The organism is Pseudonocardia sp. Ae150A_Ps1 (assembly GCF_001932315.1).
In the GTDB taxonomy this organism is placed as follows: Bacteria; Actinomycetota; Actinomycetes; order Mycobacteriales; family Pseudonocardiaceae; genus Pseudonocardia.
Map to the genome: position 1 here is coordinate 2169083 of NZ_MCIJ01000001.1, position 26513 is coordinate 2195595.

The 26513-nt window shown below is 74.1% G+C and carries 26 protein-coding genes and 1 pseudogene; 4 read left to right on the forward strand and 23 right to left on the reverse strand.

The genetic code is table 11. The annotated features are described in order from the left end of the window. Positions 1-34: 34 nt before the first annotated feature. The gene (locus Ae150APs1_RS09920) at positions 35-958 is read right to left on the reverse strand and encodes a 2-hydroxyacid dehydrogenase (RefSeq protein WP_075297125.1); all 924 of its coding nucleotides are present in this window, start codon (positions 956-958) and stop codon (positions 35-37) included. 53 nt (positions 959-1011) lie between these two features. Between Ae150APs1_RS09920 and Ae150APs1_RS09925 the strand changes: the two genes are divergently transcribed. Together Ae150APs1_RS09925 and Ae150APs1_RS09930 are read left to right on the forward strand one after the other, a co-directional pair. Then, positions 1012-2118 (forward strand): glucose dehydrogenase, encoded by a 1107-nt coding sequence (locus Ae150APs1_RS09925; protein ID WP_249266283.1) that lies wholly within the window; start codon positions 1012-1014, stop codon positions 2116-2118. Positions 2119-2268: 150 nt separating this feature from the next. Continuing rightward, positions 2269-3246, forward strand: a complete 978-nt coding sequence (locus Ae150APs1_RS09930) for a hypothetical protein (RefSeq protein WP_249266284.1) — start codon at positions 2269-2271, stop codon at positions 3244-3246. Positions 3247-3287: 41 nt separating this feature from the next. Here Ae150APs1_RS09930 and gatB read toward each other — a convergent pair whose 3' ends face one another. The 3 genes from gatB to gatC are packed head-to-tail and all read right to left on the reverse strand — an operon-like array spanning position 3288 to position 6609. Beyond that, on the reverse strand, positions 3288-4793 hold the full coding sequence (gene gatB / locus Ae150APs1_RS09935; RefSeq protein ID WP_075297131.1) for an Asp-tRNA(Asn)/Glu-tRNA(Gln) amidotransferase subunit GatB: 1506 nt from the start codon (positions 4791-4793) through the stop codon (positions 3288-3290). Continuing rightward, positions 4790-6289, reverse strand: coding sequence for an Asp-tRNA(Asn)/Glu-tRNA(Gln) amidotransferase subunit GatA (gene gatA, locus Ae150APs1_RS09940; RefSeq protein ID WP_075297133.1), 1500 nt, complete (start codon positions 6287-6289; stop codon positions 4790-4792). The genes gatB and gatA overlap by 4 nt, the downstream gene beginning before the upstream one ends. Then, a complete protein-coding gene (gene gatC / locus Ae150APs1_RS09945) occupies positions 6286-6609 on the reverse strand; it encodes an Asp-tRNA(Asn)/Glu-tRNA(Gln) amidotransferase subunit GatC (RefSeq protein WP_010228370.1) in 324 nt (107 codons plus the stop codon). Before gatC ends, gatA begins: the two co-directional genes overlap by 4 nt. 371 nt (positions 6610-6980) lie before the next feature. Between gatC and Ae150APs1_RS09950 the strand changes: the two genes are divergently transcribed. Then, on the forward strand, positions 6981-7637 hold the full coding sequence (locus Ae150APs1_RS09950; RefSeq protein WP_010228371.1) for an amino acid-binding protein: 657 nt from the start codon (positions 6981-6983) through the stop codon (positions 7635-7637). A 23-nt stretch (positions 7638-7660) separates the two neighbouring features. On the opposite strand, the gene Ae150APs1_RS09955 is transcribed toward Ae150APs1_RS09950, so the two are convergent. Then, positions 7661-8380 carry a 3-keto-5-aminohexanoate cleavage protein gene (locus tag Ae150APs1_RS09955; RefSeq protein WP_075297135.1) on the reverse strand — a complete coding sequence of 240 codons (720 nt, stop codon included), beginning with the start codon at positions 8378-8380 and terminating at the stop codon, positions 7661-7663. Positions 8381-8650: 270 nt separating this feature from the next. After that, a complete protein-coding gene (gene ligA / locus Ae150APs1_RS09960) occupies positions 8651-11044 on the reverse strand; it encodes an NAD-dependent DNA ligase LigA (RefSeq protein WP_249266286.1) in 2394 nt (797 codons plus the stop codon). A 77-nt stretch (positions 11045-11121) separates the two neighbouring features. On the opposite strand from ligA, the gene Ae150APs1_RS09965 reads away from it, so the two are divergent. Beyond that, a complete protein-coding gene (locus Ae150APs1_RS09965; RefSeq protein ID WP_010242047.1) occupies positions 11122-11511 on the forward strand; it encodes an ankyrin repeat domain-containing protein in 390 nt (129 codons plus the stop codon). Between the two features lie 115 nt (positions 11512-11626). On the opposite strand, the gene Ae150APs1_RS09970 is transcribed toward Ae150APs1_RS09965, so the two are convergent. The 17 genes and pseudogenes from Ae150APs1_RS09970 to Ae150APs1_RS10045 all read right to left on the reverse strand — a co-directional run bounded on the left by Ae150APs1_RS09970 (position 11627) and on the right by Ae150APs1_RS10045 (position 26427). After that, a complete protein-coding gene (locus tag Ae150APs1_RS09970) occupies positions 11627-12961 on the reverse strand; it encodes an MFS transporter (RefSeq protein WP_075297137.1) in 1335 nt (444 codons plus the stop codon). Between the two features lie 60 nt (positions 12962-13021). Further along, positions 13022-13804: an SDR family NAD(P)-dependent oxidoreductase gene (locus Ae150APs1_RS09975; RefSeq protein ID WP_075297139.1), complete on the reverse strand. Its 783-nt coding sequence runs from the start codon at positions 13802-13804 to the stop codon at positions 13022-13024. A gap of 69 nt (positions 13805-13873) precedes the next feature. Then, the gene (locus Ae150APs1_RS09980) at positions 13874-15367 is read right to left on the reverse strand and encodes a fatty acid--CoA ligase family protein (RefSeq protein WP_075297141.1); all 1494 of its coding nucleotides are present in this window, start codon (positions 15365-15367) and stop codon (positions 13874-13876) included. A 12-nt stretch (positions 15368-15379) separates the two neighbouring features. Further along, complete coding sequence (locus tag Ae150APs1_RS09985) at positions 15380-15700, reverse strand: EthD family reductase (RefSeq protein ID WP_010242058.1); 321 nt, start codon at positions 15698-15700, stop codon at positions 15380-15382. 24 nt (positions 15701-15724) lie between these two features. Beyond that, a complete protein-coding gene (locus tag Ae150APs1_RS09990; RefSeq protein ID WP_075297142.1) occupies positions 15725-16108 on the reverse strand; it encodes a hypothetical protein in 384 nt (127 codons plus the stop codon). Next, entirely contained in the window at positions 16105-16482 is a 378-nt protein-coding gene (locus Ae150APs1_RS09995; protein ID WP_075297143.1) for a hypothetical protein, read from the reverse strand. Before Ae150APs1_RS09995 ends, Ae150APs1_RS09990 begins: the two co-directional genes overlap by 4 nt. Positions 16483-16584: 102 nt before the next feature. Beyond that, a complete protein-coding gene (locus tag Ae150APs1_RS10000; protein WP_075297144.1) occupies positions 16585-17226 on the reverse strand; it encodes a TetR family transcriptional regulator in 642 nt (213 codons plus the stop codon). A 60-nt stretch (positions 17227-17286) separates the two neighbouring features. Beyond that, positions 17287-18591: an FAD-binding protein gene (locus Ae150APs1_RS10005; protein WP_075297145.1), complete on the reverse strand. Its 1305-nt coding sequence runs from the start codon at positions 18589-18591 to the stop codon at positions 17287-17289. Between the two features lie 24 nt (positions 18592-18615). Next, on the reverse strand, positions 18616-19704 hold the full coding sequence (locus Ae150APs1_RS10010; protein WP_075297146.1) for an acyl-CoA dehydrogenase family protein: 1089 nt from the start codon (positions 19702-19704) through the stop codon (positions 18616-18618). Continuing rightward, complete coding sequence (locus Ae150APs1_RS34590) at positions 19701-20210, reverse strand: acyl-CoA dehydrogenase family protein (protein ID WP_349289905.1); 510 nt, start codon at positions 20208-20210, stop codon at positions 19701-19703. Before Ae150APs1_RS34590 ends, Ae150APs1_RS10010 begins: the two co-directional genes overlap by 4 nt. A 235-nt stretch (positions 20211-20445) precedes the next feature. Next, positions 20446-21036, reverse strand: a pseudogene (locus Ae150APs1_RS34595) (acyl-CoA dehydrogenase family protein); the annotation flags it as partial. A 12-nt stretch (positions 21037-21048) separates the two neighbouring features. Then, positions 21049-22194: a thiolase family protein gene (locus Ae150APs1_RS10020; protein WP_075297147.1), complete on the reverse strand. Its 1146-nt coding sequence runs from the start codon at positions 22192-22194 to the stop codon at positions 21049-21051. Continuing rightward, positions 22187-22612: an OB-fold domain-containing protein gene (locus Ae150APs1_RS10025; RefSeq protein WP_083680042.1), complete on the reverse strand. Its 426-nt coding sequence runs from the start codon at positions 22610-22612 to the stop codon at positions 22187-22189. The genes Ae150APs1_RS10020 and Ae150APs1_RS10025 overlap by 8 nt, the downstream gene beginning before the upstream one ends. Next, a complete protein-coding gene (locus Ae150APs1_RS10030; protein ID WP_075297148.1) occupies positions 22609-23415 on the reverse strand; it encodes an SDR family oxidoreductase in 807 nt (268 codons plus the stop codon). The genes Ae150APs1_RS10025 and Ae150APs1_RS10030 overlap by 4 nt, the downstream gene beginning before the upstream one ends. After that, complete coding sequence (locus tag Ae150APs1_RS10035) at positions 23412-24641, reverse strand: acyl-CoA dehydrogenase family protein (RefSeq protein ID WP_075301929.1); 1230 nt, start codon at positions 24639-24641, stop codon at positions 23412-23414. Before Ae150APs1_RS10035 ends, Ae150APs1_RS10030 begins: the two co-directional genes overlap by 4 nt. After that, positions 24638-25405, reverse strand: coding sequence for an SDR family oxidoreductase (locus Ae150APs1_RS10040; RefSeq protein WP_075297149.1), 768 nt, complete (start codon positions 25403-25405; stop codon positions 24638-24640). The genes Ae150APs1_RS10035 and Ae150APs1_RS10040 overlap by 4 nt, the downstream gene beginning before the upstream one ends. Then, complete coding sequence (locus tag Ae150APs1_RS10045; protein WP_075297150.1) at positions 25402-26427, reverse strand: phosphotransferase family protein; 1026 nt, start codon at positions 26425-26427, stop codon at positions 25402-25404. The genes Ae150APs1_RS10040 and Ae150APs1_RS10045 overlap by 4 nt, the downstream gene beginning before the upstream one ends. Positions 26428-26513 lie beyond the last annotated feature (86 nt).

Sequence of the window (26513 nt, forward strand, 5' to 3'; positions counted from 1 at the left end):
CTCGCTCACCTGCGGGTTTCCCCCGGCGAGTCCCCTAGTAGGCCCCGGTGACGAGGTTCGGGGGCTCCTCGCCGCGGACGAACGCGGCGAGCTGCTCGGCCGCGACCCGGTAGGCCCGCTGCATCGCCAGCGGGACGCTGCCCCCGACGTGCGGGGTGAGCAGCAGCCCGGGGGCCGAGAACAGCGGGTGGCCCTCGGGCAGCGGCTCCGGGTCGGTGACGTCGACGGCCGAGCGCAACCGCCCGGACCGCAGCTCGGCGAGCAGCGCGTCGGTGTCGCACACCGGGCCACGGGCCCCGTTGACGAGCAGCGCACCGTCGGGCATGGCGGCCAGGAACTCGGCGTCGACCATGCCGCGGGTCTCGTCGGTGAGCGGCACGATCAGCACCGTCGCGTCGTGCTCGGGCAGCAGCCGGGGCAGCTCGTCCCAGCCGTGCACGCCGTCGCGGGCGGTGCGGCCGACCATGGTGATCTCGACGTCGAACGGTTCCAGCCGGGCCTTCGTCCGCTCGCCGACGTCACCCGCGCCGACGACGAGGATCCGCTTGCCCGCCAGCTCGTCGGTCCGGTGGTAGTCCCACACCCCGCGGTCCTGGGCACGGACGAACCGGTCGAGGTGCCGGTAGACCGCCAGCAGCACCGACACCACCCACTCGGCGGTGGCCCCGCCGTGCGCGCCGCGGCCGTCGGACAGGGCGACCCCCTCGGGCAGCCTGCCGATCCAGGCCTCGGCACCGGCGGTCAGCAGCTGGACGATCTCGAGCCGTGGCAGCTTCTCGGTGATCGCGACCGCGTCCGTGCCGGACAGGAACGGCGGGACGAGCGCCCGGGCCGACGCGGCCTCGGCGGGAAGCGGCGCGGCCGGGTCGTAGCGGACCGGCTCCAGCCCCTCCACCTCGGACAGGATCTCGATGCCCTCGTCGTCGGACACGAGGACGGTCACGGGGTGCTGCGTCATGATCGGAACGGTACTCACCCGGCGCTCACCTCGTGCCCCCTAGCGTGGCCGTCGTGACCGGCCGTCTCCCGCTGCTCGTCGCGGCACTGCTCGCGTCGCTCGTGCTCGTGTCCGGGTGCGCGACGTTCCCCGACCAGGGCGCGCGGGACTGGCGACCGAAGGCCGAGGGCGAGGGCGAGCTCGGCGGGCCGCCCGCCCTCGCGCCGACCGAGGAACCCCCGCCCCCGCCCCCGGCGCCCGAGCAGCAGCCGGGCGGGCAGCAGGCACAGCCCGGCCCGTGCGAGGACCCCGACCCGCAGGTCGTCGCGGCCTGCCTCGGGCCGGTGGGCGCGATCGCGGTGCTGCCGCCCGGCGACCAGGCACTCGTCGCGGAGCGGCGCACCGGACGGGTCCTGCAGGTGAAGCGGGGCGAGGACCCCGTCACGGTCGCGACCGTCCCGGTGGACCCGGCGACCGGCGTCACCGGTCTGGTGCTGTCCCCCGGCTACGCCGAGGACCGGCTGCTGTACGCGCTGGCCGGCGGCGAGGTGCTGCGCATCGCGCCCGGCGAGCCGCCGAAGCCGGTGCTGGGCGGGCTGCCGCCGGGTGGCGCGCTGGCCGCCGATCCCGACGGATCCTCGCTGCTGGTCGCGACCGGCGCCGGTGGGGGCCCGCTGGCCGGGGCGGTGCTGCGGATCGACACGCTGGGCCGGCCGGCCTCCGGGAACCCGGACCCGGCGTCGCCTGTGCTGGCCCGGGGACTCGCGGACCCGGGCGGCGTGTGCGTCGACCCGGCCGCCCGGACGACCTGGGTGACCGACCGGGCTCCCGGGCGCGACGTCCTGTACCGGGTCGCGCCCGGGCAGCTGGGGGCACCCGCGTGGACGTGGCCGGACCGGCCGGGGGTCGCCGGGTGCACCGTGCTGCCCGGGACCCTGGCCGTCGCCCAGCGCGGCGGGAAGGCGTTGTTCGTCCTGACCCCGGGCCGGGACGGGGCCTTCACCGGCGACCCGAAGCCGGTGCTGCAGGACACCTACGGCTCGATCGGTCCCGTCACGGTCGCCCCGGACGGGCTGCTGTGGCTGGGCACGGTGAACCGCGACGGTGCCGCACCAGGCGCCACCGACGACCGGGTGGTGCGCATCCAGCCGCCGACGGGCGGCGGCGAAAGCGCCATCTGACCCGTGAGTGGTTAAGAGGGTCCTGGCCACGGTAACCACTCACGAGCGCGGAGCGCCCACAAGTGGCGAGGTTATCCACAGCCCCGCGAACGCCCCGTGCGGTGGCCCTCCGCGGCGCGAAGGTCGCCCATGCGGAGAACGAGGCGACACGTGCCGGCGCCGATCGTCCAGGACCGGCGGATGAACGAGTGGTTCGACCTGCTGGACCAGCAGGCCGGCATGGTGAGCATCGCGCAGCTGAGGACGTTCGGGGTCGGGGACGCCGAGACCCTCGCCCAGGTCGACGGCGGGCGCTGGTCCGGGTTCGTCCGGTCCGTCTACGCGACCTTCACCGGGCCGCCGCCACGCCCGTCGATGATCGCGGGAGCGCTGCTGTACGGCGGACCGGCGGCGGCGCTCAGCCATCGCACGGCGGCCGAGGAGTGGGGTCTCGTTCCCGTCGGGCCGCCACCCGTGCACCTGACCGTGCCCTACCGGTCGTCCGCGATCAGCCAGCACGGCCGGATCGTGGTCCACCGTTCTCGGGCCCACCGGCACATCGTGACGCGTACGGTCCCGCCACGGACCTCGATGGCCGACACCGCCATCGATCTCGCCGTCGAGTGCGACGACGCGATCACCGCCCGGACCACGCTGGTCGGGCTCCTCACCGGTGGGAGGGTCCGGCCGCTCGAGGTCGAGCTGCGGCTCACCGAGCGACCGCCACGCCGGTACCGGCGGGCCCTGCTCGGCGCGGTGTCGATGGTGCGCCACGGCGTGCACTCGGCACTCGAGGAGGCGTACCTGGTCCGGGTGGAACAGGCACACGGCCTCCCGGCCGGCCGTCGGCAGACACCGCTGTCGGTGGACGGCCAGACCCTCTGGGAGGACGTCACCTACGACGAGGCGGGCTACACCCTGACCGTCCGCCTCGACGGCCGGACCCATCTGCGTGGCGGCGTCGCCTTCCGCGACCGGCGCCGGGACAACGCCGCCGAGCTCCTCGGCCGCTCCCGCCTGGTGTCCGGATGGCGGGAGGTGGACGGCGACCCGTTCGGGGTCGCGCGGGAGGTCGGGCTGGTGCTTCGGCGGTTGGGGTGGGGCGGGCGGCAGGGGCCACAGACCGGCTGCGCGGTCTGTGGCTCGTGAGTGGTTATCGCGGTCCTGACCGCGATAACCACTCACGAGCACTACGTGCCCACCCGCTCCACGACCAGCTCGCGGACGCGCTTGGCGTCGGCCTGGCCCTTGGTCGCCTTCATGACCGCACCGACGATCGCGCCGGCCGCCTGCACCTTCCCGCCGCGGATCTTCTCCACGACGTCGGGCTGCTCCGCCAGGGCCGCGTCGACGGCGGCGATCAGCTCGCCCTCGTCGGAGACGACCTTCAGGCCACGGGCGGCCACGACCTCGTCCGGGGAGCCCTCGCCGTCGAGCACACCGTCGACGACCTGGCGGGCGAGCTTGTTCGTCAGCTCCCCCGTCGCGACGAGCTCGATCACCCGGGCGACCTGCTCCGGGGTGATCGCGAGGTCGGCGAGCTCCACCGAGCGGGTGTTGGCCTGCTGGGCGAGGTAGGCGACCCACCAGGAGCGGGCCTCCTGCGACGAGGCCCCCGCGGCGACGGTCGCCTCGACCAGGTCCAGCGCACCGGCGTTGACCAGGTCGCGGATCTCCTCGTCGGAGACGCCCCACTCGTCCTGGATCCGGCGGCGCCGCTCCCACGGCAGCTCCGGCAGGATGCCGCGGAGCTCCTCGACCCACTCGGCGGACGGCGCGATCGGGACCAGGTCGGGCTCCGGGAAGTACCGGTAGTCCTCCGAGGTCTCCTTGCGCCGCCCGGCGCGGGTGTGCCCGGTGGCCTCGTCGAAGTGCCGGGTCTCCTGGACGATCTCGCCACCCGCGTCGAGCACCCCGGCCTGCCGGCTCATCTCGTGCCGGACCGCGCGCTCGACCGACCGCAGCGAGTTCACGTTCTTCGTCTCGGTGCGGGTCCCCAGCGCGCCACCCTTCGGCGACAGCGACAGGTTCACGTCGGCGCGCATCGAGCCCTGGTCCATCCGGACGTCCGAGACGCCGAGGGACTTGACCAGGTCACGCAGCGCGGTGACGTACGCGCGGGCGACCTCCGGGGCGCGGGCGCCGGTGTCCGGGACCATCTTCGTGACGATCTCGATCAGCGGGACGCCGGCCCGGTTGTAGTCGAGCAGCGAGTGGTCGGCGCCGTGGATCCGGCCGTCCGAGCCGCCCACGTGCAGCGACTTGCCGGTGTCCTCCTCCATGTGCGCGCGCTCGATGCCGATCCGGACGACCTCGCCGTCGTCGAGGGTCAGGTCCAGGAACCCGTCGACGGCGATCGGCTCGTCGTACTGGCTGGTCTGGAAGTTCTTCGGCATGTCCGGATAGAAGTAGTTCTTCCGGGCGAACCGGCCCCAGGGGGCGATCGAGCAGTTCAGCGCCAGGCCGATCCGGATCGCCGACTCCACCGCGGCCCGGTTGACCACCGGCAGCGCGCCGGGCAGGCCCAGGCAGACCGGGCAGACCTGGGTGTTCGGCTCGGCACCGAACTCCGTCGGGCAGCCGCAGAACATCTTGGTGTTCGTGGACAGCTCCACGTGCACCTCGATGCCCAGCACCGGGTCGAAGCGCGCGACGACGTCGTCGTACTCCACCAGCTCGGGTTCGGTCGTGGTCACGGGGACACCTCCGGAACGCGCGCGATCAGCGGACCGCCGTCGTCGGCGTCGCGGGCGGCCTCGAAGGCGGCCCCGACGCGGTACATCACGGCCTCGCCGAGCGCGGGCGCCATGACCTGCAGCCCGGTCGGGAGACCCTCGGACAGCCCGGACGGCACCGACATCCCGGCGACGCCCGCCAGGTTCGTCGGGATCGTGGCCAGGTCGTTGAGGTACATGGCCAGCGGGTCGTCGACCTTGTCCCCGATCGGGAACGGCACGGTCGGAGTGGTCGGCGAGACCAGCACGTCGGCCTGCTCGAACGCGGCCGCGAAGTCCCGGCTGATCAGCGTGCGGACCTTCTGCGCCTGGCCGTAGTAGGCGTCGTAGTAGCCCGACGACAGCGCGTAGGTGCCGAGCATGATCCGGCGCTTGACCTCGGGGCCGAAGCCCTGCTCGCGGGTGTTCGCCATGACCTCCTCGGCGCTGCGGCCCTCGGCCGCGCGCAGGCCGTAGCGCATCGCGTCGAACCGGGCCAGGTTCGACGACACCTCGCTCGGCAGGATCAGGTAGTAGGCGGCCATCCCGTACTCGAAGTGCGGGCAGGACACCTCGACCAGCTCGGCGCCGAGCTTCTCGAGCCTGCGCAGCGACGCGTCGTACGCGGCCCGGACGCCGGGCTGGTAGCCCTCACCGCCCAGCTCGCGGACGACACCGACCTTCAGCCCGGAGAGGTCGCCGGTCGCGCCCTGGCGGGCGGCCGCGACGACGTCGGGCACCGGCCGGTCGATCGACGTCGAGTCGCGCGGGTCGTGCCCGCCGATCACCTCGTGCAGCAGGGCCGCGTCGAGCACCGTGCGGGCACACGGCCCGCCCTGGTCCAATGACGACGCGCAGGCCACCAGGCCGTAGCGCGAGACCTGGCCGTAGGTGGGCTTGACGCCGACGGTGCCGGTGAAGGCGGCCGGCTGCCGGATCGAGCCACCGGTGTCGGTGCCGATCGCCAGCGGCGCCTCGTACGCGGCCAGCGCGGCCGCGGACCCGCCGCCGGACCCGCCCGGGACCCGCGAGGTGTCCCACGGGTTGCGGGTGACGCCGTACGCGGAGTGCTCGGTGGAGGAGCCCATCGCGAACTCGTCCATGTTCGTCTTGCCCAGGATCGTGACCCCAGCGGCGCGCAGCCGCTCGGTGACCGTCGCGTCGTACGGCGGCTGCCAGCCCTCGAGGATCTTCGAGCCGCACGTCGTCGGCATGTCCGAGGTGGTGAAGACGTCCTTCAGTGCCAGCGGCACGCCGGCCAGCGGCGACACCGGGACGGCCCCGTCGGCCAGCGCGGCGTCGACCCGGCCGGCGGAGGCCAGCGCGGACTCGGCACCGACGTGCAGGAACGCGTGCACCCCGTCGTCGACGGCGGCGATCCGGTCGAGGTGGGCCTGTGCGGCCTCGACCGCGGAGACCTCGCGGGAGTGGATCTTCCCCGCGAGCTCGGCGGCCGTCATGCGGACGAGATCGCTCACTGCTCCTCCCCCAGGATCCGCGGCACCCGGAAACGGCCCTGCTCGGCGGCCGGCGCACCGGCCAGCGCCTGGGACTGCTCCAGGCTCGGACGGCGCTCGTCGGGCCGGAACACGTTCTCCAGCGGGACGGCGTGCGAGGTCGGCGGGATGTCGTCGGCGGCGACCTCCCCGACCCGGGCCACCGACCCGATGATCACGTCGAGCTGGCCCGCGAAGACGTCCAGCTCCTCCTCGGTGACGGCCAGGCGGGCCAGCCGGGCGAGGTGTGCGACCTCGTCCCGCGTGATGGCCCCGCCCGCTGCGGGGGAATCGGCGGTCATGCCCCTCCTCGGGATGGTTCTGCTCGCGGCTGCGCTGGGCGGTCCCGTCGCGGTGCGTCCCGCGCGCTCGCGGCCACCGCACCGCGACGGCGGTACGACGACGACGGGTGCTGCGGCCTCCCCGGGACACCGCCCGACACGCCCCGGCGGGGACGTGTGCGCCGGTGTGCATCCAGTCTATTCCCGCCGGTCCCCCGCCCGGGCGCCCCCCGGTGGCCGCGCCCGCGCCCGCGCACCGGCGGGGAGGAGATGACCTCCGGCGGGCCCGGGTGGCAGGATCACGGTTCCCGTGCCGGACGGCCCCGCGCCGCCTGCGCGGGGGTCACCGGCATGCCCACGAGGGCGTCCGCGCCGAGGGAGAGGATCCGTCCGTGTCGTTCCTGCTCCGGGTCATCCTCCCGGACAAGCCCGGCAACCTCGGAGCCGTGGCGTCCGCGCTCGGCGGTGCGGGTGCGGACATCCTGAGCGTCGACGTCGTCGAGCGCGGCGACGGGCAGGCGATCGACGACATCGCGGTCGAGCTGTCGACCCACCGCCCGCCGGACGTGCTGATCACCGCGGCCGAGTCGGTGCCGGGGGTGACGGTGGAGTCGGTCCGCCCGCACACCGGGCAGCTGGACACGCACCGCGAGCTGGAGCTGCTCGACGAGATCGCCGGGGACCCGGGGCACGGGCTGGACCTGCTCGCCGCGGAGGTCCCGCGGCTGTTCCGGGCCGGGTGGGCGCTGGTCGCGGTGAGCGAGCACGGCCGCTCCTACCGCATCGCGGAGAGCTCGGCCGCCCCCGAGACCCGCACCGGGGACCTGCCGTGGCTGCCGCTGGACCGGGCGATCGCCCTCGACGACGGCCACTGGGTGCCCGAGCCGTGGCGGGCGATGGACACCGAGCTGGCCGCGGCGCCGTTCGGCACCGGGGTGCCGCCGAAGACGCTGGTGGTCGGGCGCCCGGGCGGGCCGGTGTTCCGGCCGTCGGAGCTGGCGCGGCTGGCGCACCTGGCCGGGATCGTGGCGACGGTCCTCAAGGCCTGAGACCCGCCCGCCGGGCCCGGGGCTCAGACCCGGATCGACAGGGCGGTGCGGACGAGGTCGTCGTTGCCGGTGGCCAGCCAGCCGTCCGGCCGGACCAGGACGTCCTCGAATCCGATCCGGGTGTCGATGTTGACCCGGGTCGCGTACTCCAGGACCGGCCAGGCGCCCTCCTCCTCGCCGTGCAGCAGCACGGGGACCGGGGGCTGGCCGAGCGCACGCAGGATCCGGATGCCCTCGGCGACGGCGGTCTCCGGGTCGATGACGGTCGACTCCGCGATCACCCGCCGGGTCCCGGGCGGGAGGCCGTTCTGGCGCAGGGTCACCGCGTCGCCGCTGGTCCAGACACCCAGCTCGACGGCGATGCCGACCGACCAGGCGGCCCGGCAGACGTCGGTCCAGCCGAGCTCGTGCACGTTGACCCCGCACACGTCGGGCTTGCCGGAACCCAGCCGGCCCCAGGTCAGGACGGTCTCGACGCGGTCGTTCGGGTCGGGCTGGATCCAGCGGCCGGTGGGCACGCCGATCTCGATGCCCGGCGCCTCCTGCCGGATCAGCGCGACGACGTCGCCGACGACGGAGGGATCGTTCGTCTCGGAGCCGGAGTCTTCACGCGGGTGGACGTGCACCGAGGTGACACCGAGCCGGGCCACCGCACGGGCGTCGCGGGCCAGGTGGCGCGGCAGCACCGGGAGGGCGGGATGTGCGTCCGCCGGTCGTGACCCGTTGAGAGCCGCCTGCAACACCGGAGATTCCGCCTTCCGCTCGCCACCCGGCCGGACACCCGGCCTGCTCCGAGAGTAGGTGCTGCGGGCCGGACGGGGGCGGCCGGACGCGCCCGGCCGGAGGGCCGGTCGCCGCCCGGCACGCCGGCCGCGCCGGACGGGAACACGCCCGGTGAGCGGCCGGTCACGCGGGGCGTGCCGCGACCGGCGCTACGACGGCCACGGTCGCCCGGTCGCGATCCGCCCAACGTGCCTGTCACTCGGCACCGGGCTGCCGGGCGGCGCCCCGGGTCACCCGGCGGAGGCGTGTTCCCGCGCCGCGTCCGGGCCGCGGTCGAGCAGGATCCGGAAGCCTGCCTCGTCGAGGACCGGGACGCCCAGCTCCGTCGCCTTGTCGAACTTCGACCCCGGGGCCTCCCCGGCGACGAGGAACGCGGTCTTCTTCGACACCGACCCGGCGGCGCGCCCGCCGCGGGCCATGATCGCCTCCTTGGCCTCGTCGCGGGACCACGTGTCCATCGACCCGGTGATCACGATCGACAGTCCCTCCAGGAACCGCGGGACGGAGTCGTCGACCTCGTCCGCCATCCGCACACCGGACGCCCGCCACTTCTCCACGACCTCGCGGTGCCAGTCGACGGAGAACCAGTCCCGCACGGCGGCGGCGATGGTCGGGCCGACGCCGTCCACCCCGGCGATCGGGGCCAGTGCCTCGGCGACGGCCTTCGCGCGGGCGCGCACGGCGGCCCGCTCCTGCTTCTCCGCGTCGGCGACGGCGGCCTCGGCGTCGCCGTCCGCCTCGGCCGCGGCGCCCGCGGCGGTCGGCCCGTCGCCACCGGCCGCAGCGGGGGCCTCGTCCACGGGGGCGTCGCCGGCGGGGACCTCGTCCGCTGGGGCGTCGCCGGTGGGGGCCTCGTCCACGGCGGCGTCGCCGGTGACCGGGACGGCCGGTGCCTCCTCGCCCGCGGAGCCGTCCGAGACGATCTCGACGCCGGCCGCCTCGGTGTCCTCCTTCGCGCGGGCCGCGGCCTGCTCGAGCGCCTCCATCGAGCCGAACTCGCGGGCCAGTGCCTGGGCCGCGGTCGGGCCGACGTGCCGGATCGAGAGCCCGACCAGCACCCGCCACAGCGGACGGTCCTTCGCGGCCTCCAGGTTGGTGAGCAGCTTGCGGCCGTTGACCGTCAGCTCGCCCTTCTGGTTCCGGAACAGGTCGGTCCGCAGCAGCTCGTCCTCGGTGAGGGAGAAGACGTCGCCCTCGTCGGTCAGCACCCCGGAGGTGAGCAGCGCGACGGCGGCCTCGTAGCCGAGCCCCTCGATGTCGAACGAGCCCCGCCCCGCCACGTGGAACAGCCGCTCGCGCAGCTGCGCCGGGCAGGACCGGGCGTTCGGGCAGCGACGGTCGACGTCGCCCGCCTTCTGCTGCACCAGGGCGGTACCGCACTCGGGACAGTGCGTCGGCATCACGAACGCGCGCTCGGAACCGTCGCGGACGTCGGTGACCGGCCCGAGCACCTCGGGGATCACGTCCCCCGCCTTGCGGATGACCACCCGGTCGCCGATCAGCACGCCCTTGCGGCGCACCTCGTCGGCGTTGTGCAGGGTCGCCATCTCGACCGTCGACCCGGCGACCTTGACCGGCTCCATCACCGCGAACGGGGTGACCCGCCCGGTCCGCCCGACGTTGACCCGGATGTCGAGGAGCCTCGTGGTCGCCTGCTCCGGCGGGTACTTGTAGGCGATCGCCCAGCGCGGGAACCGCGACGTCGCGCCGAGCCTGCGCTGCAGCGCGACCTCGTCGACCTTGACCACGACGCCGTCGATCTCGTGCTCGACGTCGTGCCGGTGCTCGCCCCAGTGCTCGACGAACTCCACCACCTTCTCGATCCCCCGCAGCACCCGCGTGCGCGGCGAGATCGGCAGGCCCCAGGCGACCAGCGCGTCGTAGGCCTGGGACTGGGTGACCGGGGTGAACCCGTCCCGCCGGCCGATCCCGTGGCAGATCAGCCGCAGGTTCCTCGACGCGGTGACCCGCGGGTCCTTCTGGCGCAGCGACCCGGCCGCGGTGTTGCGGGGGTTCGCGAACGGCTCCTTGCCCGCCTCGACCAGGGAGGCGTTGAGCCGGTCGAAGTCCTCCAGCCGGAAGTAGACCTCGCCCCGGACCTCGACCAGGGCCGGCACCGGGAACTCGTCGGTCCCGGTGAGCGTGACCGGCACCTCTCCGAGGGTGCGCATGTTCAGCGTGATGTCCTCGCCGGTGCGCCCGTCGCCCCGGGTCAGCGCGCGGGTGAGCGTCCCGCCCTCGTAGAGCAGGTTCACCGCCAGCCCGTCGATCTTGAGCTCGCAGAGGTAGTGCAGGTTCTCGCCGACCTCGCGGGTGACCCGTTCCTGCCAGGTCCGCAGGTCGTCGGCGGAGAAGGCGTTGTCGAGCGAGAGCATCCGCTCGAGGTGGTCGTGCGCGGTGAACTCGGTGGAGAAGGTGCCGCCGACCTTCTGGGTCGGCGACTGCGGCGTCGCCAGCCCGGGATGGGCGTCCTCCAGCCCGAGCAGCTCGTGCCAGAGCTCGTCGAACTGGCCGTCGGACACGACGGGCGCGTCCAGCACGTAGTACCGGAACTGGTGGTCGGCCACCTCGGCGGCCAGCTGCGCGTGCCGCTCGCGGGCCTGCTCGTCGGTCTGGGAACTCACGCTGAGCAGGTTAGCCGCGGGGTACGGCAGTCGTGCGTGCTCGCGCGCGCCCGACCGTGCGAACCTACGGTGGCCCCATGGACGAGGCCGCCGTGGAGCTCGCACACCGGATGTTCGACCTGGCCCGGGAGGGCGCGGGCGACCGGCTCGCGGCCTACCTCGACGCCGGCGTCCCGGTGGAGATCACCGATCCGAAGGGCGACACGCTGCTGATCCTGGCGTCCTACTACGGCCACGACGCGATCGTCGCCGATCTCCTGGGCCGGGGTGCCGATCCCGGCCGCACCAACGACCGCGGGCAGACCGCGATCGCCGCGGCGCTCTTCGCCCGCTCGGCCCCGTCGGTGACGGCGCTGCTCGACGCCGGCGCCGACCCGCACCACGGCAGTCCGTCCGCCTGGGAGACCGTGGAGCACTTCGATCTCCCCGAGATGCGGGAGCTGCTGGGAGCGAGGCTTGACACTTAGGTCAGGCTTACCTAATGTCTGCGGTGTCGCTTCGTGGTGGGAGCGGCGCGTCAGTTCGGGACGGACGGCCCGGTCGCACTCGTGCGGCCGGGCCGTCGAACTGCGTCCGGAGGGTTCAGCGCGGCGTGTCCCCCGCCGGTGCCGCGGCCCCCGGGGCCACCGTCCCCATCACGTCCCGCACGGTCTCACGGGTGATCGCGACGACGAGCAGGCCGACCGCGGCGGCGAAGATCATGTAGAACGACGGCGCGAGCGTGTTGCCGGTCAGCGAGACGAAACCGGTGGCGATGACCGAGACGAGCCCCGAGCCGAGCACGCCGCCGATGTTGAACCCGATCGAGACGCCGGTGTAGCGGATCCTCGTCGGGAACAGCTCGGGGAGCAGCGTGTAGAGCACGCCCTGCTGGACCGCGAACGGGATGTTGAGGACGACGGCCGCGACCATGGCCAGGACCAGCGAGCCCTGCTGCATCACCCAGAAGCAGGGCACGGCGAGGACGAGGAACCCGCACTGGGCCGCGGCGAGCACGGCCCGGCGCCCGAAGCGGTCGCTCAGGGCCCCCGCCCACGGCACGAGCCCGATGGGCAGGAGCACGATCAGCACGACGAGCCACAGCGAACCGGTCAGCGAGTACTCCAGCACGGCCGACAGGTGCACGAGGATGTAGACCGAGGCCAGGCTGCCGGTGGTCAGGGTCGCGTAGACGATCCCGACGGTGCGCAGCACCGAGGTGCGGTGGTTGCGGAGGACCTCGGTCACCGGCGCCTTCTCCGGTTCCGAGTGCTGGACGAGCTCCTGGAAGACGGGTGAGTCCTCGACCCGCATGCGGTAGAGCACGGCGCCGACGAGCAGCGGCCCGGCGATCAGGAAGGGGATCCGCCAGCCCCAGGACGCGAGCTGCTCCGGCGTGGTGAGGGCGGTGACCGTCCCCACCGCCGCGGCGGCGCCCGCCAGGCCGAGGGTGACCCCGATCGACGTCGCCGACCCGAACAGGCCGCGGCGTCCTGCGGGAGCGGACTCGGTCGCCAGGGACGCGGCGCCGCCGATCTCGCCGCCGGCCGAGATCCCCTGCGCGATGCGCAGCACGGCGAGCAGGATCGGAGCGGCGACGCCGATGGTGGCGTAGGTGGGCAGCAGTCCGGTCAGGGCGGTCGACACGCCCATCAGCGCCACCGTGGCCATCAGGACGGCGCGCCGCCCGCGGCGGTCACCGAGCCTGCCGAAGATCAGCCCGCCGATCGGCCGGGCGACGAAGCTGCCCGCCACCACGACCAGCGTGGCGAGCACGCCGATCAGCCCGTCCTGGCTGGGGAAGAACAGCGGGGCCAGTACGACGGCCAGGTAGCCGTAGATGGCGAAGTCGTAGTACTCGATGGCGGTGCCGACCGCGGCGGCGGTACTGGCCTTGCGCCCGATCCGGGTCGCTTCCTCCGGTGTGGCCTCGGACATCGGCGCTCCTTTGCGCTGCGTCCGGCGGCGCGGCCGCCGGACGGTGGGAGAGGGAAGAGGTCAGGTGGCGTGGTAGCCGCCGTCGACGGGCACGGTCAGCCCCGTGATCCACGCGGCGTCGGCGGAGAGCAGGAACGCCACGACGGCGGCGACGTCACCGGGCGTCGCGATCCCCGGCAACGGTGACTGCGAGGCGACGAGCCGCTCCATCGCCTCGGGATCGGGTGCGTCGCGGATGTGCCGCTCGACCAGCGGGGTCCGGACCGCCGTCGGGGCGACCGCGTTGACCCGGATGCCGCGGTCGGCGTACTCGACCGCCGCCGAGCGCGTGAGCCCGACGACACCGGCCTTGGAGAAGGAGTAGGGCGCCATGTTCGGCTTCCCGGACAGGCCCGATGACGACGACATGGAGACCACCGAGCCACCACCGGCCGCCACCATCGCCCGCAGGCCCGCACGCAGGACGTGGAAGGCACCGTCGGCGTTGACCCGCATCACGGCGGCCCAGGTCGCGTCGGACGTCCGGTGGATCGGGACCTGCTCACCCACCACTCCGGCGTTGTTGACCAGCCCGGCGACCGCCCCGTGCTCCGCGAGCACCTGCGCGAAGACCGCGTCGACGGCGGCGGGGTCGGCGACGTCGACCACGTGGGGCACGGAGCGGGGCAGCTCCGCGGCGACCGCCTCCACCGCCTCCCGGTCGCGGTCGAGCAGGGCGAGTTCGGCCCCCTCCGCCGCCAGGCGGTGCGCGACGGCCCGGCCCAGCCCGGAACCGGCGCCCGTGACCACGACGACCGAGCCGCCGAACCGTCCGCTCGGGACCTCCGGGTAACTGTCCTGCACGATCCACCGTCCTGAATTGAGGTCAGTTCATTTTCGCCGACGACAGATGTTCCCGCTCCCGGCGCACGCCTAGGCCGTGGCCGCGCTGCGCAGCTCCCGGGCGATGCGCGCCGCGTCCACCCGGGAGAGCTTGCCCACCCGGTTCTGCGGCAGGGCGTCCACCCGGAACACGTACTCCGGCCACTTGCCCTTCGCCAGCCCGGTGTCGGCCAGGTGCCGCTGGATCTCGGTGAGGTCGAGGTCGTCGCGGTCGGTGACGGTCAGCAGGGCGATCCGCTCCCCCAGGACGTCGTCGGGAACCGGCACCACGCACACCTGCTCGACCTGGGGATGTCGCGCGACGGCGAACTCGATCTCGGTGATGTCGATGTTGCGACCGCCGCGGATGATGATGTCCTTCTCCCGCCCCCTGATCGACACGGTGCGGTCGTCGCCGACCTCCACGACGTCCCCGGTGGGGAAGAAGCCCTCGGCGGTCAGCTCCGGCGGGTCCACCGCTCCGGCCCGGGCGTAGCCGGCGAACAGCGACGGCCCACGTACCTGGGCCCGGCCGGCGGTGCGCGCGGGGAGCGGCACCCCGGACTCGTCGACGGCCCGCAGGGTCGTGCCCGGGAGCGGTGTCCCGTCCGTGCCGAGGCGCCGGTCCGCGGGGTCCGAGGGCAGGGACGTGGTGTGCCCCAGGCACTCCGACATGCCGAACACGCGCAGGATCCGGGTGCCGAGCCTGCGTTCGGCACGCCCCAGCGCACCGGCGTCCATGGGCCCCCCGCCGACCGTCATGGCCGTCATCGCGGTCAGCATGCCCTCCCGCTCGGCCTCGGTGCCCATCTGCAGCGCCATGGTGGGGACACACATCGCCCAGCGGACGTCGTGGCCGGCCATCGCGGCGACCGCGCCCGCCGGGTCCCACCGGTCGAGCAGCAGCACCGTGCCGCCGAGCATCAGCGGCAGGTACAGCCCGAAGCACACCGACGCCGCCGACGACAGCGGCACCAGCGCCGCCACCGTGTCCCCGGGACGAAGGCCGACCGCGTCGATCGTGGAACGGCAGGCGTAGCGCAGGGCCGCCTCGCTCTGCACCACACCCTTGGCGCGTCCGGTCGATCCCGAGGTCAGGCCGATCACCACGCCACCGGCCCAGCGCCCGGCGGGCCGGGCGGGGCCACCGGCGAGCGACCACCCGTCGAGCACCGGCACGGGAGGCGCCGGGCGGAGCCCGGCCACGTCCCACTCCGCGGCGGTCCCGCTCGCGGTGACGATCGCGTCGGGCTCGATGTCCTCGCACGCGGCGACGAGCTCCTGACGCGTGCCGTGCCTGCTGATCAGCGCGAGCGTGCCGCCCACGCGCCCCACGGCGACGGCGGCGACGACCGTGCGCCAGGAGTTGTCCGCCTGCAGCAGCACGGTCGCCCGCGGCCCGCAGACCTCGGTCAGGGTCACCGCCAGGGAGTCCGCCGCGCGCAGGACGCCGGCGAGCGTGTGCGGGCCGTCCGCGTCGATGGCGAGCACGGCGTCGGGTTCGGTGCGTGCGCGGCCGTCCAGCTGCGCGACGAGCTCCTTCATGGTCTCCGCTCCTCAGGCCCGGAACATCTCGCGCTCGTCACCGAGCAACGCGATCCGCCTGCCACGCATCGATCCCACCTGGGCGACTGCTGCGGCCCACTGGTCGCTCGCCAGTGCGGCGCGCGCGGCCGCCTCGTCGTCGAAGCTCAGGACCGACAGCCCGTCCCAGCCTTCCGAGCGGGGTTCGAGAGCGCTCGACACCGCGGTGTGCCGCCAGGCGCGCAGGCCCGGCAGCGGGTAGGTGACCTCGGCGTGCTCGCCGCGCCACCAGGTGATGAACTGCTCGTGCGTCCACTCCGGGGGCCGGGCGGCGAGCAGGGCGAGGTTGAACATCGCAGTCTCCTTCGTGGTCGGGGTTCAGGCGCTCTCGACGTCCAGCTCGGGCGAGCGGCCGATCATCAGCGAGGCGACCCTCCCGGTGTCGTCCAGGCGGGCCGCCGCGACGAAGGTGGACTCGAAGGCACCGGCACGGCGGGCCTGCCCGAGCGCCAGCTCGTCGGCCCCCACGGTCGAGCCGGCCAGCACGTGGTGGGTCAGCACGCCCTTCTCCCGCTGTGCGAGGTACTGCTGCATCGCCTCGCGACCACCCGCGAAGTCGGTCGCGGCGCCGGCTCCGGTCCCGAAGACGATCGAGAACCGGAAACCCGGCGCGATCATGTCGAGGATGCCGTCGGGCGAGTCCCCGTCGAACGTGGCGAACCAGCGGTTCAGGACGGGCGAGGTGGAGGCCGGGGCGGTCATGCGCTCTCTCCTGTGTCGTGTCCGGGCAGCGGGAACATGCCGAAGGTGGGATGGAAGAAGGCCTGGTACCGGGCGACGCGCTTGTCCGGGGAGAGCAGCGCGACGGCGGAGAACGAGCCGGTCCCGCGACCGTCGCCCTCGACGACGACGCCGTAGACCATCTCCAGGTCGCCGTCGGAGCTGCTGCGCAGCGGCCGGTGCCTGCGGCCGACCGGCGGGCGGCCGGTGATGTAGTCCTCGAGGTCGGCCCTCCGGCCGCCCCGGATCTCGCTCCCGGGGAGCGCGATGAGGAACTCGACATCCGGTTCGACGAGCTCGAGCGCGGTCAGCGGCTCGGCGCCGTCGAGTCGCGCGTAGTACTCCAGGATGATCACGGCACCGTCCTCCTCGACGAGACCCGACAAACTGAGATGAGTTCAGTTCGGCTAACTTCACGCTAGCGGCGGGCCGTCGGACGGGCAAGAGGTCGGACGGGCTCAGTCGACCGGTTCGGAACCGGCCACCATGCGCACGCAGCACCCGCCGATGAACTCCGAGATGGTTCCCAGCTCAAGGGTCCCGTCCGGCCGGTACCAGCGCCACACACCGACGATCAGCCCGAGCAGGCTGCGCGCCATGATCGTCGGATCGTGCTGCGGGAAGTCCCCGGCCGCGATCCCGCGCTCGAGCAGGTCCGCCCAGTTCCGCTCGATCCGGGCGACGAGCTCGCGGCAGGCCTCGCGCTCCGTCTCCTCGCGGCGGGATGCACGCTGGTTGGCCAGCAGGGCGATGTTGGCCTGCAGGATCCGGTTCTGCTGCACCTCCTGCGGCGAGATCGCGTAGGCGGCGGCGACGGCGGCGCGCAGCCCGGCGGTCCCCGTCGGGGTCTGCGCGGTCGCCTCCCGGAACGCCGCGTCCGAGTTGCGCAGCCCGAGCCGCATGATCGTCAGCAGGCAGTGCGCCTTGGACTCGAAGTAGTGGTAGAGCGCCGTCTGCCCGATGCCGACGCGCTCGGCGACCTCGGACCACTTCGTGGCCTCGTAGCCGACCTCGCCGAAGCACTCGACCGCCGCGGCGAGGATCGCGGGCCGCTTCGACCGCGGGCCGTCGTCGGCCTCGGTCAGCGCTTCGATGCTCATCCTGGCGACCCTCCCCTGCGGCTGTCCGGACCCACCCTAACCGCGCGAGCCGAACCGGATTCATCTCACCTGCCGGGCGACGTCGTCCGCCGCGGCCATCCCGAACACCACGGCGGGCGCGAGCCCGCCGGCGTAGGCGCCGACGTAGAGCCCGCCGATGTCGGAGCCCGCGGCGTAGAGCCCCGGGACGGCACGGCCGTCGGCACCGGTGACCCTGGCCCGGTGGTCGATCCCGATCCCGGCGAAGGGGAAGGTGATCGCCGGCGCGACCTCGACGACGTAGTAGGGCGGCTCGTCGAGCGGGCGCGGGTCGAACCGCCGCGCGGGTGCAGGGTCGCGCCCGGTCGCGATCCGTTCGAGCTCGGCGGCGATGCGTGGGCCGTCGTAGCCCCACTCCGGCGGCATCCCGGCGAAGTCGGACGGGGCGTCGGCCACGACGCACCGTGCGCCCTGCCGGTCCGCCAGTGCGAACTTGTCGGTCGCCGGGGCCCCCGCGACGTAGGCCTGGGTGACCCACTCGCGGTGCCCCCGGGCGTCGGTGACGAGCAGCCCCCGCGCCCCGGGTTGCCCGGCCAGGGCCATGGTCGTCAGGTGGTCGCCGACGGTCTCGTCGACGAAGCGCTCTCCGGCCAGGTTGAACAGGGCCGCGTGCTCGCTGTAGTAGAGCGCGAGATCGACGTAGTGCTCGGGGCGCAGCTCGACACCCGCCGGCATCAGATGACCGTAGAAGCCGCCGCGGGAGTTCGTCAGCGTGCCACCGGCGGCGCGGGCGAGGCGCAGGCCGTCTCCCCGGCTGTGCGGGTTGGAGCGGAGCGCGATGTCCGCGGCGAGCGGGTGGACGTGCTCGGCCCGCAGACCGGGATCGCCCTGGAAGCCGCCGGTCGCGAGCACGGTCGCGCGGGCGTGCACCGTCCGCTCGGTGCCGTCGGCGAGCTGCAGGTCGGCCCCGACGACCGCCCCCGCCGGGTCGGTGCGCAGCCGCCGGGTCACGACGCCGGTGCCGATGCTCCCGGCGTCGGTTATCCGCCGCCGGCAGGTGTCGACGAACAGGGCGGTGTCGAACTGGTGCCCGGTCCCGTGCCGGAGCATCGTGACGGGCGGCCCGTAGGGGACTCCGAGGTCGTCCAGCAGGCCGAGTGCGGCCGGGAACCCGTCGACGACGGCGGCGCACAGGTCCGGGTCGCCGGACGGGTTCGCCGCGCGCATCGCCCCGGCCGTGGCGGCGGTCCACAGGTATCCGGCGTAGAGGGCCGACCCGCCCAGCGACGGCGCCCGTTCGACGAGCACGACGTCGAGGCCGTGCCCCACCGCGCGCACGGCCGCGGTCAGCCCGGCCATCCCGCCACCGATCACCAGCAGGTCCACGTCGTCCGTGGGGGGGCATCGGCGTCACACTCCGATCGTCGCGAGCAGCGTGTCGTGGTCCGGTTCGCCGAGCAGCACCGCGCTCGTCGCGGCGTGTCGCACCTGCAGGTGGGCGGTGTGCTCCCAGGTGAAGCCGATCCCGCCGTGGACCTGGACGTTCTCCGCGGCGACCCAGCGGTGCGCGTCGGCGCAGACCAGCGCGGCCAGCGTGGTGGCGGTGTCCACGTCGGTGTCCTCGGCGACCGCCGCCGCCGCCCAGAGCGAGGCGGACCGGGCTGCCTCGACCCGGACGGCCATGTCGGCGCAGCGGTGCTTGACCGCCTGGAAGGTGGCGATCGGGCGGCCGAACTGCAGGCGCCGCGCGGCGTGATCGACGGCCTGGTCCATCGCGGCACCCGCTCCGCCGGTCTGCTCGCACGCGAGCGCCGCCCGGGCACGGGCGAGTACCCGTCCGACGACCCCTGGCGCGTCGCCGGGGCCCCCGAGCGGTGTGCCCGGGGTGCCGTCGAGGACGACGTCGGCGAGCTGGCGGGTGGGGTCCATGGCCCGCAGCGGGGTGCGCACGAGCCCGGCGGCGTCGCCGTCCACGGCGAACAGGCGGGGACCGGTCGCCGTCCCGGCGGTCACGAACAGGACGTCTGCGGTGGCCCCCTCGACGACCAGCGTCTTGGCGCCGCCGAGCCGCCATCCCGTGGCGTCGTCGCCGGTCGCGTACGTGCTCCCGCGCCCGGCGCGGTCGGTGTGGGCCAGGGTCGCGGTCGTCCGGCCGTCGACGAGCCGCTGGAGCAGGTCGTGGCGGACGTCGTCGGTGCCGGTGGTGTGCAGCAGCACCCCGACGCCGAGTACGGCGGTCGAGAACCACGGCAGCCGGGCGGGACGCCGGCCCAGCTCCCCGGCGACGACGCCCACCTCGCGGAAGGTCGCCCCGGCGCCGCCCAGTTCGTCGGGCACGTCGAGGGCGACGGCGCCGAGTTCGGTGGCGAAGCGGCGCCAGGTGGTGTCGTCCCAGCCGGCGTCCGGGTCGGGATCGGGCTCGGTGTGGCGTTCGAGGAACCCCCGGACGACCGAGCGCAGGTTCTCGGCGTCCCCGTCCGGGGTCAGGCGCGGGGTCATGCCGGCCGTCCGTCGTCGGAGGCGGCGGCGAGGACCTCGGCGAACCGCTCGCGGGCGGCGGCCTCCCGGGTGGGCAGGGTGTAGGGCGGGAACAGGCCCTCGTCGGGGGCGGTGCCGCGCAGCAGCGCCTGCGCGAGGTTGACCTTGTGCACCTCGGTGGCGCCGTCGGCGAGTCCCATGTGGAACGACTCCATGACCCACTTGCCGAACGGCAGGTCCTTCGAGATGCCCAGCGAGCCGTGGATCTGGATCGCCCTCCCGGCGACGTCGGCGAGGACCTTCGGCATGGCCGCCTTGACCGCGGAGATGTCGGCGCGCACCTTCCGGTAGTCGTCGTAGCGGTCGATCCGCCAGGCGGTGCGCAGCACCAGCAGCCGGAACTGCTCGATCTGGATCCAGGAGTCGGCGATCTTCTCCTGGACCAGCTGCTTGTCGGCCAGCCGCTCGCCCTTGGAGGTCCGGGACACCGCGCGGCGCTTCATCATCTCGAATGCGCTGCGGCCCATTCGCCTTTGTGGCGGGCCTGGTCACCAGCCCGACGGTGCGCATCGCGTGGTGGATCCGCCCCCCACCGAGGCGGGTCTGCGCCACGGCGAACGCCTGGCCGCGTCCACCGAGGATGTTCTCGGCAGGGACGCGCACATCGGTGTAGCGCAGATAGTTGTGTGAGCCGACCGGCTCGTCGTGCCCCCACACGCTGACGTCGCGGACGCGTTCGATCCCCGGGGTGCCGGCCGGCACGACGAACATCGACATGCTCGTGTGCGCGGGGGCGTCCGGCTCGGTCACCGCCATGACGATCAGGAACTCCGCCCACAGTGCGTGGGAGGAGAACCACTTCTCCCCGTTGATGACCCACTCGTCGCCGTCGAGCACCGCGGTGGTGCGGAAGCCGGTCGGGTCCGACCCGCCGTGCGGCTCGGTCATCGAGAAGCACGACACGATCTCGCCCTCGACGAGCGGGTCGAGGTAGGTGCGCTTGAGGTGGTCGCTGCCGTAGTGGGCCAGGATCTCGGCGTTGCCCGAGTCCGGGGCCTGGCAGCCGAACACCACCGGGCCCGAGTGCGTGCGGCCCAGCTTCTCGTTCAGCAGCGCCAGCCGAAGCTGCCCGTAGCCCTTGCCGCCCAGCTCGGGGCCCAGGTGGGCCGCCCACAGGTTGCGCTCGCGGACCTGCTGCTGGAGGGGCTTGATCAGGGCGTTGCGCACCGGGTCGCGCGGGTTCCAGGCGTGCTCGATCACCTGGTCGACGGGCTCGACCTCGGTCCGGACGAACTCCTCGACCCAGTCCAGCTCGGCCTGGACGTCGGGATCGGTCTCGAATCCCCAGCTCATGTGCGGTGCCCCCTACCGGGTCAGGACGGTGCAGGCGGAGATGCCCGGCGCCCCGTAGACGTGGGTGAACCCGACCCGCGGATCCCCCGGAACCTGGTGCCCGCCGGCGTCGCCGCGCAGCTGGAGCACGTTCTCGTAGACCTGCCGCAGCCCGGACGCGCCGATCGGCTCGCCGTTGGCGATGCAGCCGCCGTCGGTGTTGACCGGCAACCGGCCCTCGATCGCCGTCGCGCCGGAGGTGATCAGCCCGGCCTGCTCGCCGTGGGCGCACAGCCCGGTCTCGGCCATGTGCATCAGCTCCGCCCCGGACTCGGTGTCCTGGATCTGGGCGACGTCGACCTCGGACGGGTCGATCCCGGCCGCGGTGAACGCCGCCGCCGAGGCCTCCACGGTGGGCGAGTCGGCCCGCTCTGCCGCGATCCACGGGGAGAACACCTCGAACGACCCGTACCGCCTGCTCCGGAACGCCGCACCCTGCAGGAACACCGGGTTCCCGGCGTACTCCCGCGCCCGGTCGGCACGGCACAGCACCAGCGCGACCGCGCCCTCCGCCGGTGAGCAGTACATGTACTGCGTCAACGGGTGCGAGATCATCGGGGCGGCCGCGATCTCGGCGGCGCCGATCTCCGTGCGCCGCCACGCCATCGGATTGCGGGCCCCGTTGCGGAAGGCCTTCTCCGCGACCGTGGCCAGCACCGCCGGGTCGAGATCGTGCTCGTGCAGGTAGCGCTGGATCTTCATCCCGAAGAACTGCGTCGTGACCATCATCCCGGTCTCGCCGTACCAGGCACCGATCCCGTGCTCGGCCGGGTCGGTGTTGAACGCGCCCCGCGGGTGCTTGTCGAAGCCGATCACGATCCCGACGTCGTGCTGCCCGGACCGGATCGCCGCGTCCGCCGCGATCAGCGCCGACCCGCCGGTGGCGCACCCGTTGGCCACGTTGATGAACGGCAGCCCGGTCAGCCCCAGCTCCGAGACCAGCGTGTCGGCGTCCCCGGCCGAGTGCGACCCGCCGAACCCGAACTGCATGTCCGCGAACGACAGCCCGCAGTCGCGCAGCGCCGCGCGGGCGGCGTGCACGGCCTGCGCACGCCCGGACACCCCCTCGGTGCGGCCGAACCGGTGCATCCCGATCCCGACGATCGCCACCTCACTCATCGCGCACCCCCGCGAACGCGAAGGTGTGCACGGGCCGACCGGACTCGTCGTCCCGGAAGGGGGTGAGCACCAGCTCGACCGCCATCCCGATCGCCAGCTCCGCCGGGTCGGTCCCGGTGAGCCGGGCCTCGACGATCAGCTGGCCGGGCAACTCCACGTAGCCCACCCCGAACGGCTCGTAGGCCTCGGTGCCGGTGTAGGGCGGCTTCGGGCGGAACCCCTGCACCGTCCACGACCACAGGGTCCCGGTCCGCGTCAGCGGCACCGGCGTCATCGACGAGCCCGTGCAACACGGACACCCGCCCTGGACGGGGAACGTGTACGCGGCACAGTCGGCGCACCGGCTGCCCAGCAACGCCGGCCCGTCCGCGGTCTCGACGAACAGCGCGTCGTCGACCGTCTCCCTGCCCCCGATCACGGTGCGGCCAGCCGTCCGCCGTCGACGGCCAGCAGGGCACCGGTCGTGTAGGTCGCGTGCGGCCCGCACAGGTACAGCGCCGCCCCGACGATCTCGTGCGGCTCACCCACCCGCCTCGACGGCCAGTCCCGCGCCATCCGCTCGACGACATCGGGATCCCAGGCCTTGCTGATGTCGGTGGCGAACGGGCCGGCCAGGATCGTGTTGACCCGCACGCCCGGCCCGTACTCCTGCGCGAACCCGGCCGTGAGCGTGTTCAACGCCGACTTCGCCGCCGTGTAGGGCAGGTCGCCCGCCGTGGGCCGCTGCGACCCCATCGACGAGATGTTGAGGACCACCCCACCGCCGCGGGGCGCCATGCGTCTCCCCGCCGCGGCCATCAGCCGGAACGGCCCCTTCACGTTGACCGCGAACACCTTGTCGAACAGGGCCTCGGAGACGGCGTCGAGCGAAGGGTAGACCAGCGCGATCCCGGCGTTGTTGACGAGCACGTCCACCGGACCCAGCTCCTGCTCGACCTCGTCGAGCAGCGGGTCCAGGCGATCCCACTCCCCCACGTGCGCCGCGTGGGCGCTCACCCGCCGTCCGGTCGCCGACGCCAGCTCACCCGCCAGTTCCTCGCACGTGTCCTTCCTGCGCGAGGCGACCGCCACGTCCGCCCCGGCGGCCGCGAACGCGATCGCGATCTCCCGGCCCAGCCCCCGCGACCCACCGGTCACCAGAGCCCGCCGGCCCGCCAGGGGGTCGCCGGCACCGGCTCCGCCGCGGACGGCGGCCACGGCCCGCTCCACACTCGTCGTCATCTCGGGATGTCCTTCCACGCCACGCCACGATCGGCGCGCGGCTCCGGCGGCAGCCCCAGCAGGCGCTCCGCGATGATCGTGCGCTGGACCTCGTCCGACCCGCCCGCGATCCGGTAGCCCGGAGCGCCCAGGTAGTGCTCGGTCCAGCGGTAGGTCCCGTCCCCGGCGTCCGCGACGAGCCGTGGCCCGAGGAGGACGGCCGCCGCCTGCGACACCAGCGTCAGCCGCTGCGCCCACGCCAGCTTCCGCAGCGACCCCATCGGGCCCGGCTCCCCGCCGGCCTGCCGCGTCTCCCGGTCGCGCTGCGCCGACAGCGCCGCGACCTTCTCGGCCGCCCACACCTCCGCCAGCGCCCGCCGGACCTCCGGGGCCGCGAGGCGGTCCAGGCGGCCGGCGTCCTCGACGAGCTGGGCGAAGCCGCCGCCGAGGTCCACGTCGGCGCCCGACGACCCACGCTCGAAACCGAGCGTGGCCAGCGTGACGGCCCAGCCACCGCCGACCTCGCCGAGCCGCAGCGAGTCCGGGATCCGGACGTCGTCCAGGAACACCTCGCAGAACGACGACCCGCCCGACATCTGCCGCAGCGGCCGCACCTCGACCCCCGGGGTGTCCATCGGCAGCAGGAACGCGGTCAGTCCCTTGTGCTTGGCCACGTCCGGGTCGGTGCGGCAGATCAGCTCGCCCCACCCCGCGAACTGCGCCCCGGAACTCCACACCTTCTGGCCGTTGACGACCCATCCGTCGCCGTCGCGCACCGCCCGGGTGGCCAGACCCGCCAGGTCCGACCCCGCCGAGGGCTCGGAGAACAGCTGGCACGCCAGCACGTCGCCCCGCAGCAACGGGCGCACCAGCCGGTCACGCTGCTCCGCGGTGCCGAACAGCTGCACCGTGGGCGCGATCAGGGCCGTCGACACCGACGTCAGCTCGTGCCGGCCGGGGTGCGCGAACTCGCGCTCGACCTCGGCGAAGGCCTCCTCGTGCAACGCCGACAGCCCCGCACCGCCGTGCTCCACCGGCCAGGAGATCGCGCCGTACCCGGCGTCGAACTTCGTCCGCAGCCATCCCCTGATGCGGTCGAGCAGCTCCCGCTCCTGCTCGTACGGCAGGTCGTGGAACACCGCCACCGACTCGCGCGGAGCGTCACCACGCGGTTCCAGACGACCGGCCAGCCACGTCCGTGCGGTGTCGGCGAACCCCGCGGGCCCCGTCTCTCCGGTGTCGTTCATCGGGCCGTCCACCCCCCGTCGATCGCGAGGACCTGCCCGGTGCAGTACGCCGACGCACCCGAGGCCAGGAACAGCAGCGCGCCGTCGAGCTCCGGGGGACGCCCGGGGCGCCAGACCATCGTGTTGCGCTCGATCCACCGGAGTGATGCGGCGTCGTCGAACATCGCGTCGTTCATCTCGGTGCGGAACCAGCCCGGTGCCAGGGCGTTGACCCGCACGCCGCGGGTGCCCCAGTGCCCGGCGAGCTGGCGGGTCAGCCCCACGAGGCCGGCCTTGCCCGCGGCGTACCCGGCGCCGCCGCGCGGCGCGGTCGCGACGACGCCCACGATGGAGCTGACGTTGACGATCGACAGCTCGCGGCCGTCCGCGGCCCGGGCCGCCAGCTGGGAGAGGTGGAACGGACCCACCAGGTTCGTCCCGAGCACCCCGGCGAAGGCGTCGGGGGTCTCGTCGAGGGGCCGGGCCCCGCTGCCGACGCCGGCGTTGTTCACCAGCACGTCGAGCGGTCCGGTCTCGTCGACGATCCGCTCCATCAACGCGGCGCGGTCCGCCTCCGAGGAGACGTCGGCCGCGGCCGGGCGGACGAGGGGGTTCCGGGAGGCCAGCTCCACGAGCCGTTCCTCGCGACGGGCGGCGGCCCAGACGGTGGCGCCCGCGGCCGCGAGCACCTGCGCGAAGCGCGCCCCGAGACCGGACGACGCGCCGGTGACGAGCGCGGTCCGGCCGGTCAGGTCGAAGACGGCGGCGGGGGTCGGGACGGTCATCCGGCGTCCCCGCCGTCCAGGAGCAGGCGCGCGTCGCGGATCATCGCGGCGATCGCGGGGGGCAGCTGTTCCTGCACCGGGTCGTGGTGGGCGCCGGTCCGGTGGCGCACCAGGTTGTGCCCCATGATCGCGGCCATCTTCATCCGCCCGACCGCCCGGAACCAGGCGAGGTCCTGCTCGGTGCCGCCGTCGTCACCCCGCGCGGCCCGGTACTCCCGGCCGAGCTCCTCCTCGGTCGGCAGGCCGGCGACCTCCCGGCCGGAACCGGGGAACAGCCGTCCGTCGGTGAACACCCCGAACCAGGCGAGGTCGCCCCGCGGGTCGCCGACGCCCCAGATCTCCCAGTCGACGAGTGCCGTCGGTGTGGTGCCGTCGAACAGCAGGTTCCCGAGGCGGAAGTCCCCGTGCACGACGGTGGGTGCGACGGCCGCGGGGACGCTCGCGGCCAGGGCCGCGAGCAGCTCCTCCGATCCCGGGCGGAGCTCGTCGGGGACCGCGCGCATCGTTCGGGTCCAGCGGGCCAGCTCCTCGCCCGGACCAGCCGGGACGGGCGGCGCCGCACCGAGGGCGGTGACCGCGGCGTCCAGCTCCGCCGTGGGTACGGCGTGCAGCGCCCCGAGGATCCGTGCGGCGGCGAGCATCCGGGTCCTGGCGAGGACCGGATCGATCTCGGTGTCGACGGTGAGCACCGGCTCGACGGCCTCACCGGCGGCGAACTCCATCGCGAACCAGGCCGGTTCGGCCTCGTCGCGGGCGAGCACGCGCGGCAGTGGCAGGCCACGGACGGCCAGCGCGGCCAGCGCGGTGGCCTGGTGGAGCACGTCGTGACGGCCGATCGCCCGCCGGCCGGGCGGCACCGCCTTGACGACGACCCCGGCGTCGCCGTGCCGCAGGACGTAGGTGAGCCCCGACCGGCCGCCCTCCAGGACGGACATCGGGCCGGCACCGGGGGCGTCGAGTGCCGAGCGGACGCGCGCGGTGAGCTCCGCGTCCGCGTCGGTGGCCGGAATCGACCTGGTCATGACTCTCCTTCAGCTCCCGGACCGTTCCGGGCGGGTGGTCGCGCCGGGGTCGCGCGCATCGGCACGCTCCCCCGGCGCGACGACGA

Excerpts from the sequence above, each read along its gene's own strand:
- Ae150APs1_RS09920 (WP_075297125.1), bottom strand. The coding sequence starts at position 958 with ATGACGCAGCACCCCGTGACCGTCCTCGTGTCCGACGACGAGGGCATC.
- gatC (WP_010228370.1), bottom strand. The coding sequence starts at position 6,609 with ATGACCGCCGATTCCCCCGCAGCGGGCGGGGCCATCACGCGGGACGAG.
- Ae150APs1_RS09965 (WP_010242047.1), top strand. The coding sequence starts at position 11,122 with ATGGACGAGGCCGCCGTGGAGCTCGCACACCGGATGTTCGACCTGGCC.
- Ae150APs1_RS09970 (WP_075297137.1), bottom strand. The coding sequence starts at position 12,961 with ATGTCCGAGGCCACACCGGAGGAAGCGACCCGGATCGGGCGCAAGGCC.
- Ae150APs1_RS09980 (WP_075297141.1), bottom strand. The coding sequence starts at position 15,367 with ATGAAGGAGCTCGTCGCGCAGCTGGACGGCCGCGCACGCACCGAACCC.
- Ae150APs1_RS09985 (WP_010242058.1), bottom strand. The coding sequence starts at position 15,700 with ATGTTCAACCTCGCCCTGCTCGCCGCCCGGCCCCCGGAGTGGACGCAC.
- Ae150APs1_RS09990 (WP_075297142.1), bottom strand. The coding sequence starts at position 16,108 with ATGACCGCCCCGGCCTCCACCTCGCCCGTCCTGAACCGCTGGTTCGCC.
- Ae150APs1_RS10000 (WP_075297144.1), bottom strand. The coding sequence starts at position 17,226 with ATGAGCATCGAAGCGCTGACCGAGGCCGACGACGGCCCGCGGTCGAAG.
- Ae150APs1_RS10010 (WP_075297146.1), bottom strand. The coding sequence starts at position 19,704 with ATGACCCCGCGCCTGACCCCGGACGGGGACGCCGAGAACCTGCGCTCG.
- Ae150APs1_RS34590 (WP_349289905.1), bottom strand. The coding sequence starts at position 20,210 with ATGGGCCGCAGCGCATTCGAGATGATGAAGCGCCGCGCGGTGTCCCGG.
- Ae150APs1_RS10020 (WP_075297147.1), bottom strand. The coding sequence starts at position 22,194 with ATGAGTGAGGTGGCGATCGTCGGGATCGGGATGCACCGGTTCGGCCGC.
- Ae150APs1_RS10030 (WP_075297148.1), bottom strand. The coding sequence starts at position 23,415 with ATGACGACGAGTGTGGAGCGGGCCGTGGCCGCCGTCCGCGGCGGAGCC.
- Ae150APs1_RS10035 (WP_075301929.1), bottom strand. The coding sequence starts at position 24,641 with ATGAACGACACCGGAGAGACGGGGCCCGCGGGGTTCGCCGACACCGCA.
- Ae150APs1_RS10040 (WP_075297149.1), bottom strand. The coding sequence starts at position 25,405 with ATGACCGTCCCGACCCCCGCCGCCGTCTTCGACCTGACCGGCCGGACC.
- Ae150APs1_RS10045 (WP_075297150.1), bottom strand. The coding sequence starts at position 26,427 with ATGACCAGGTCGATTCCGGCCACCGACGCGGACGCGGAGCTCACCGCG.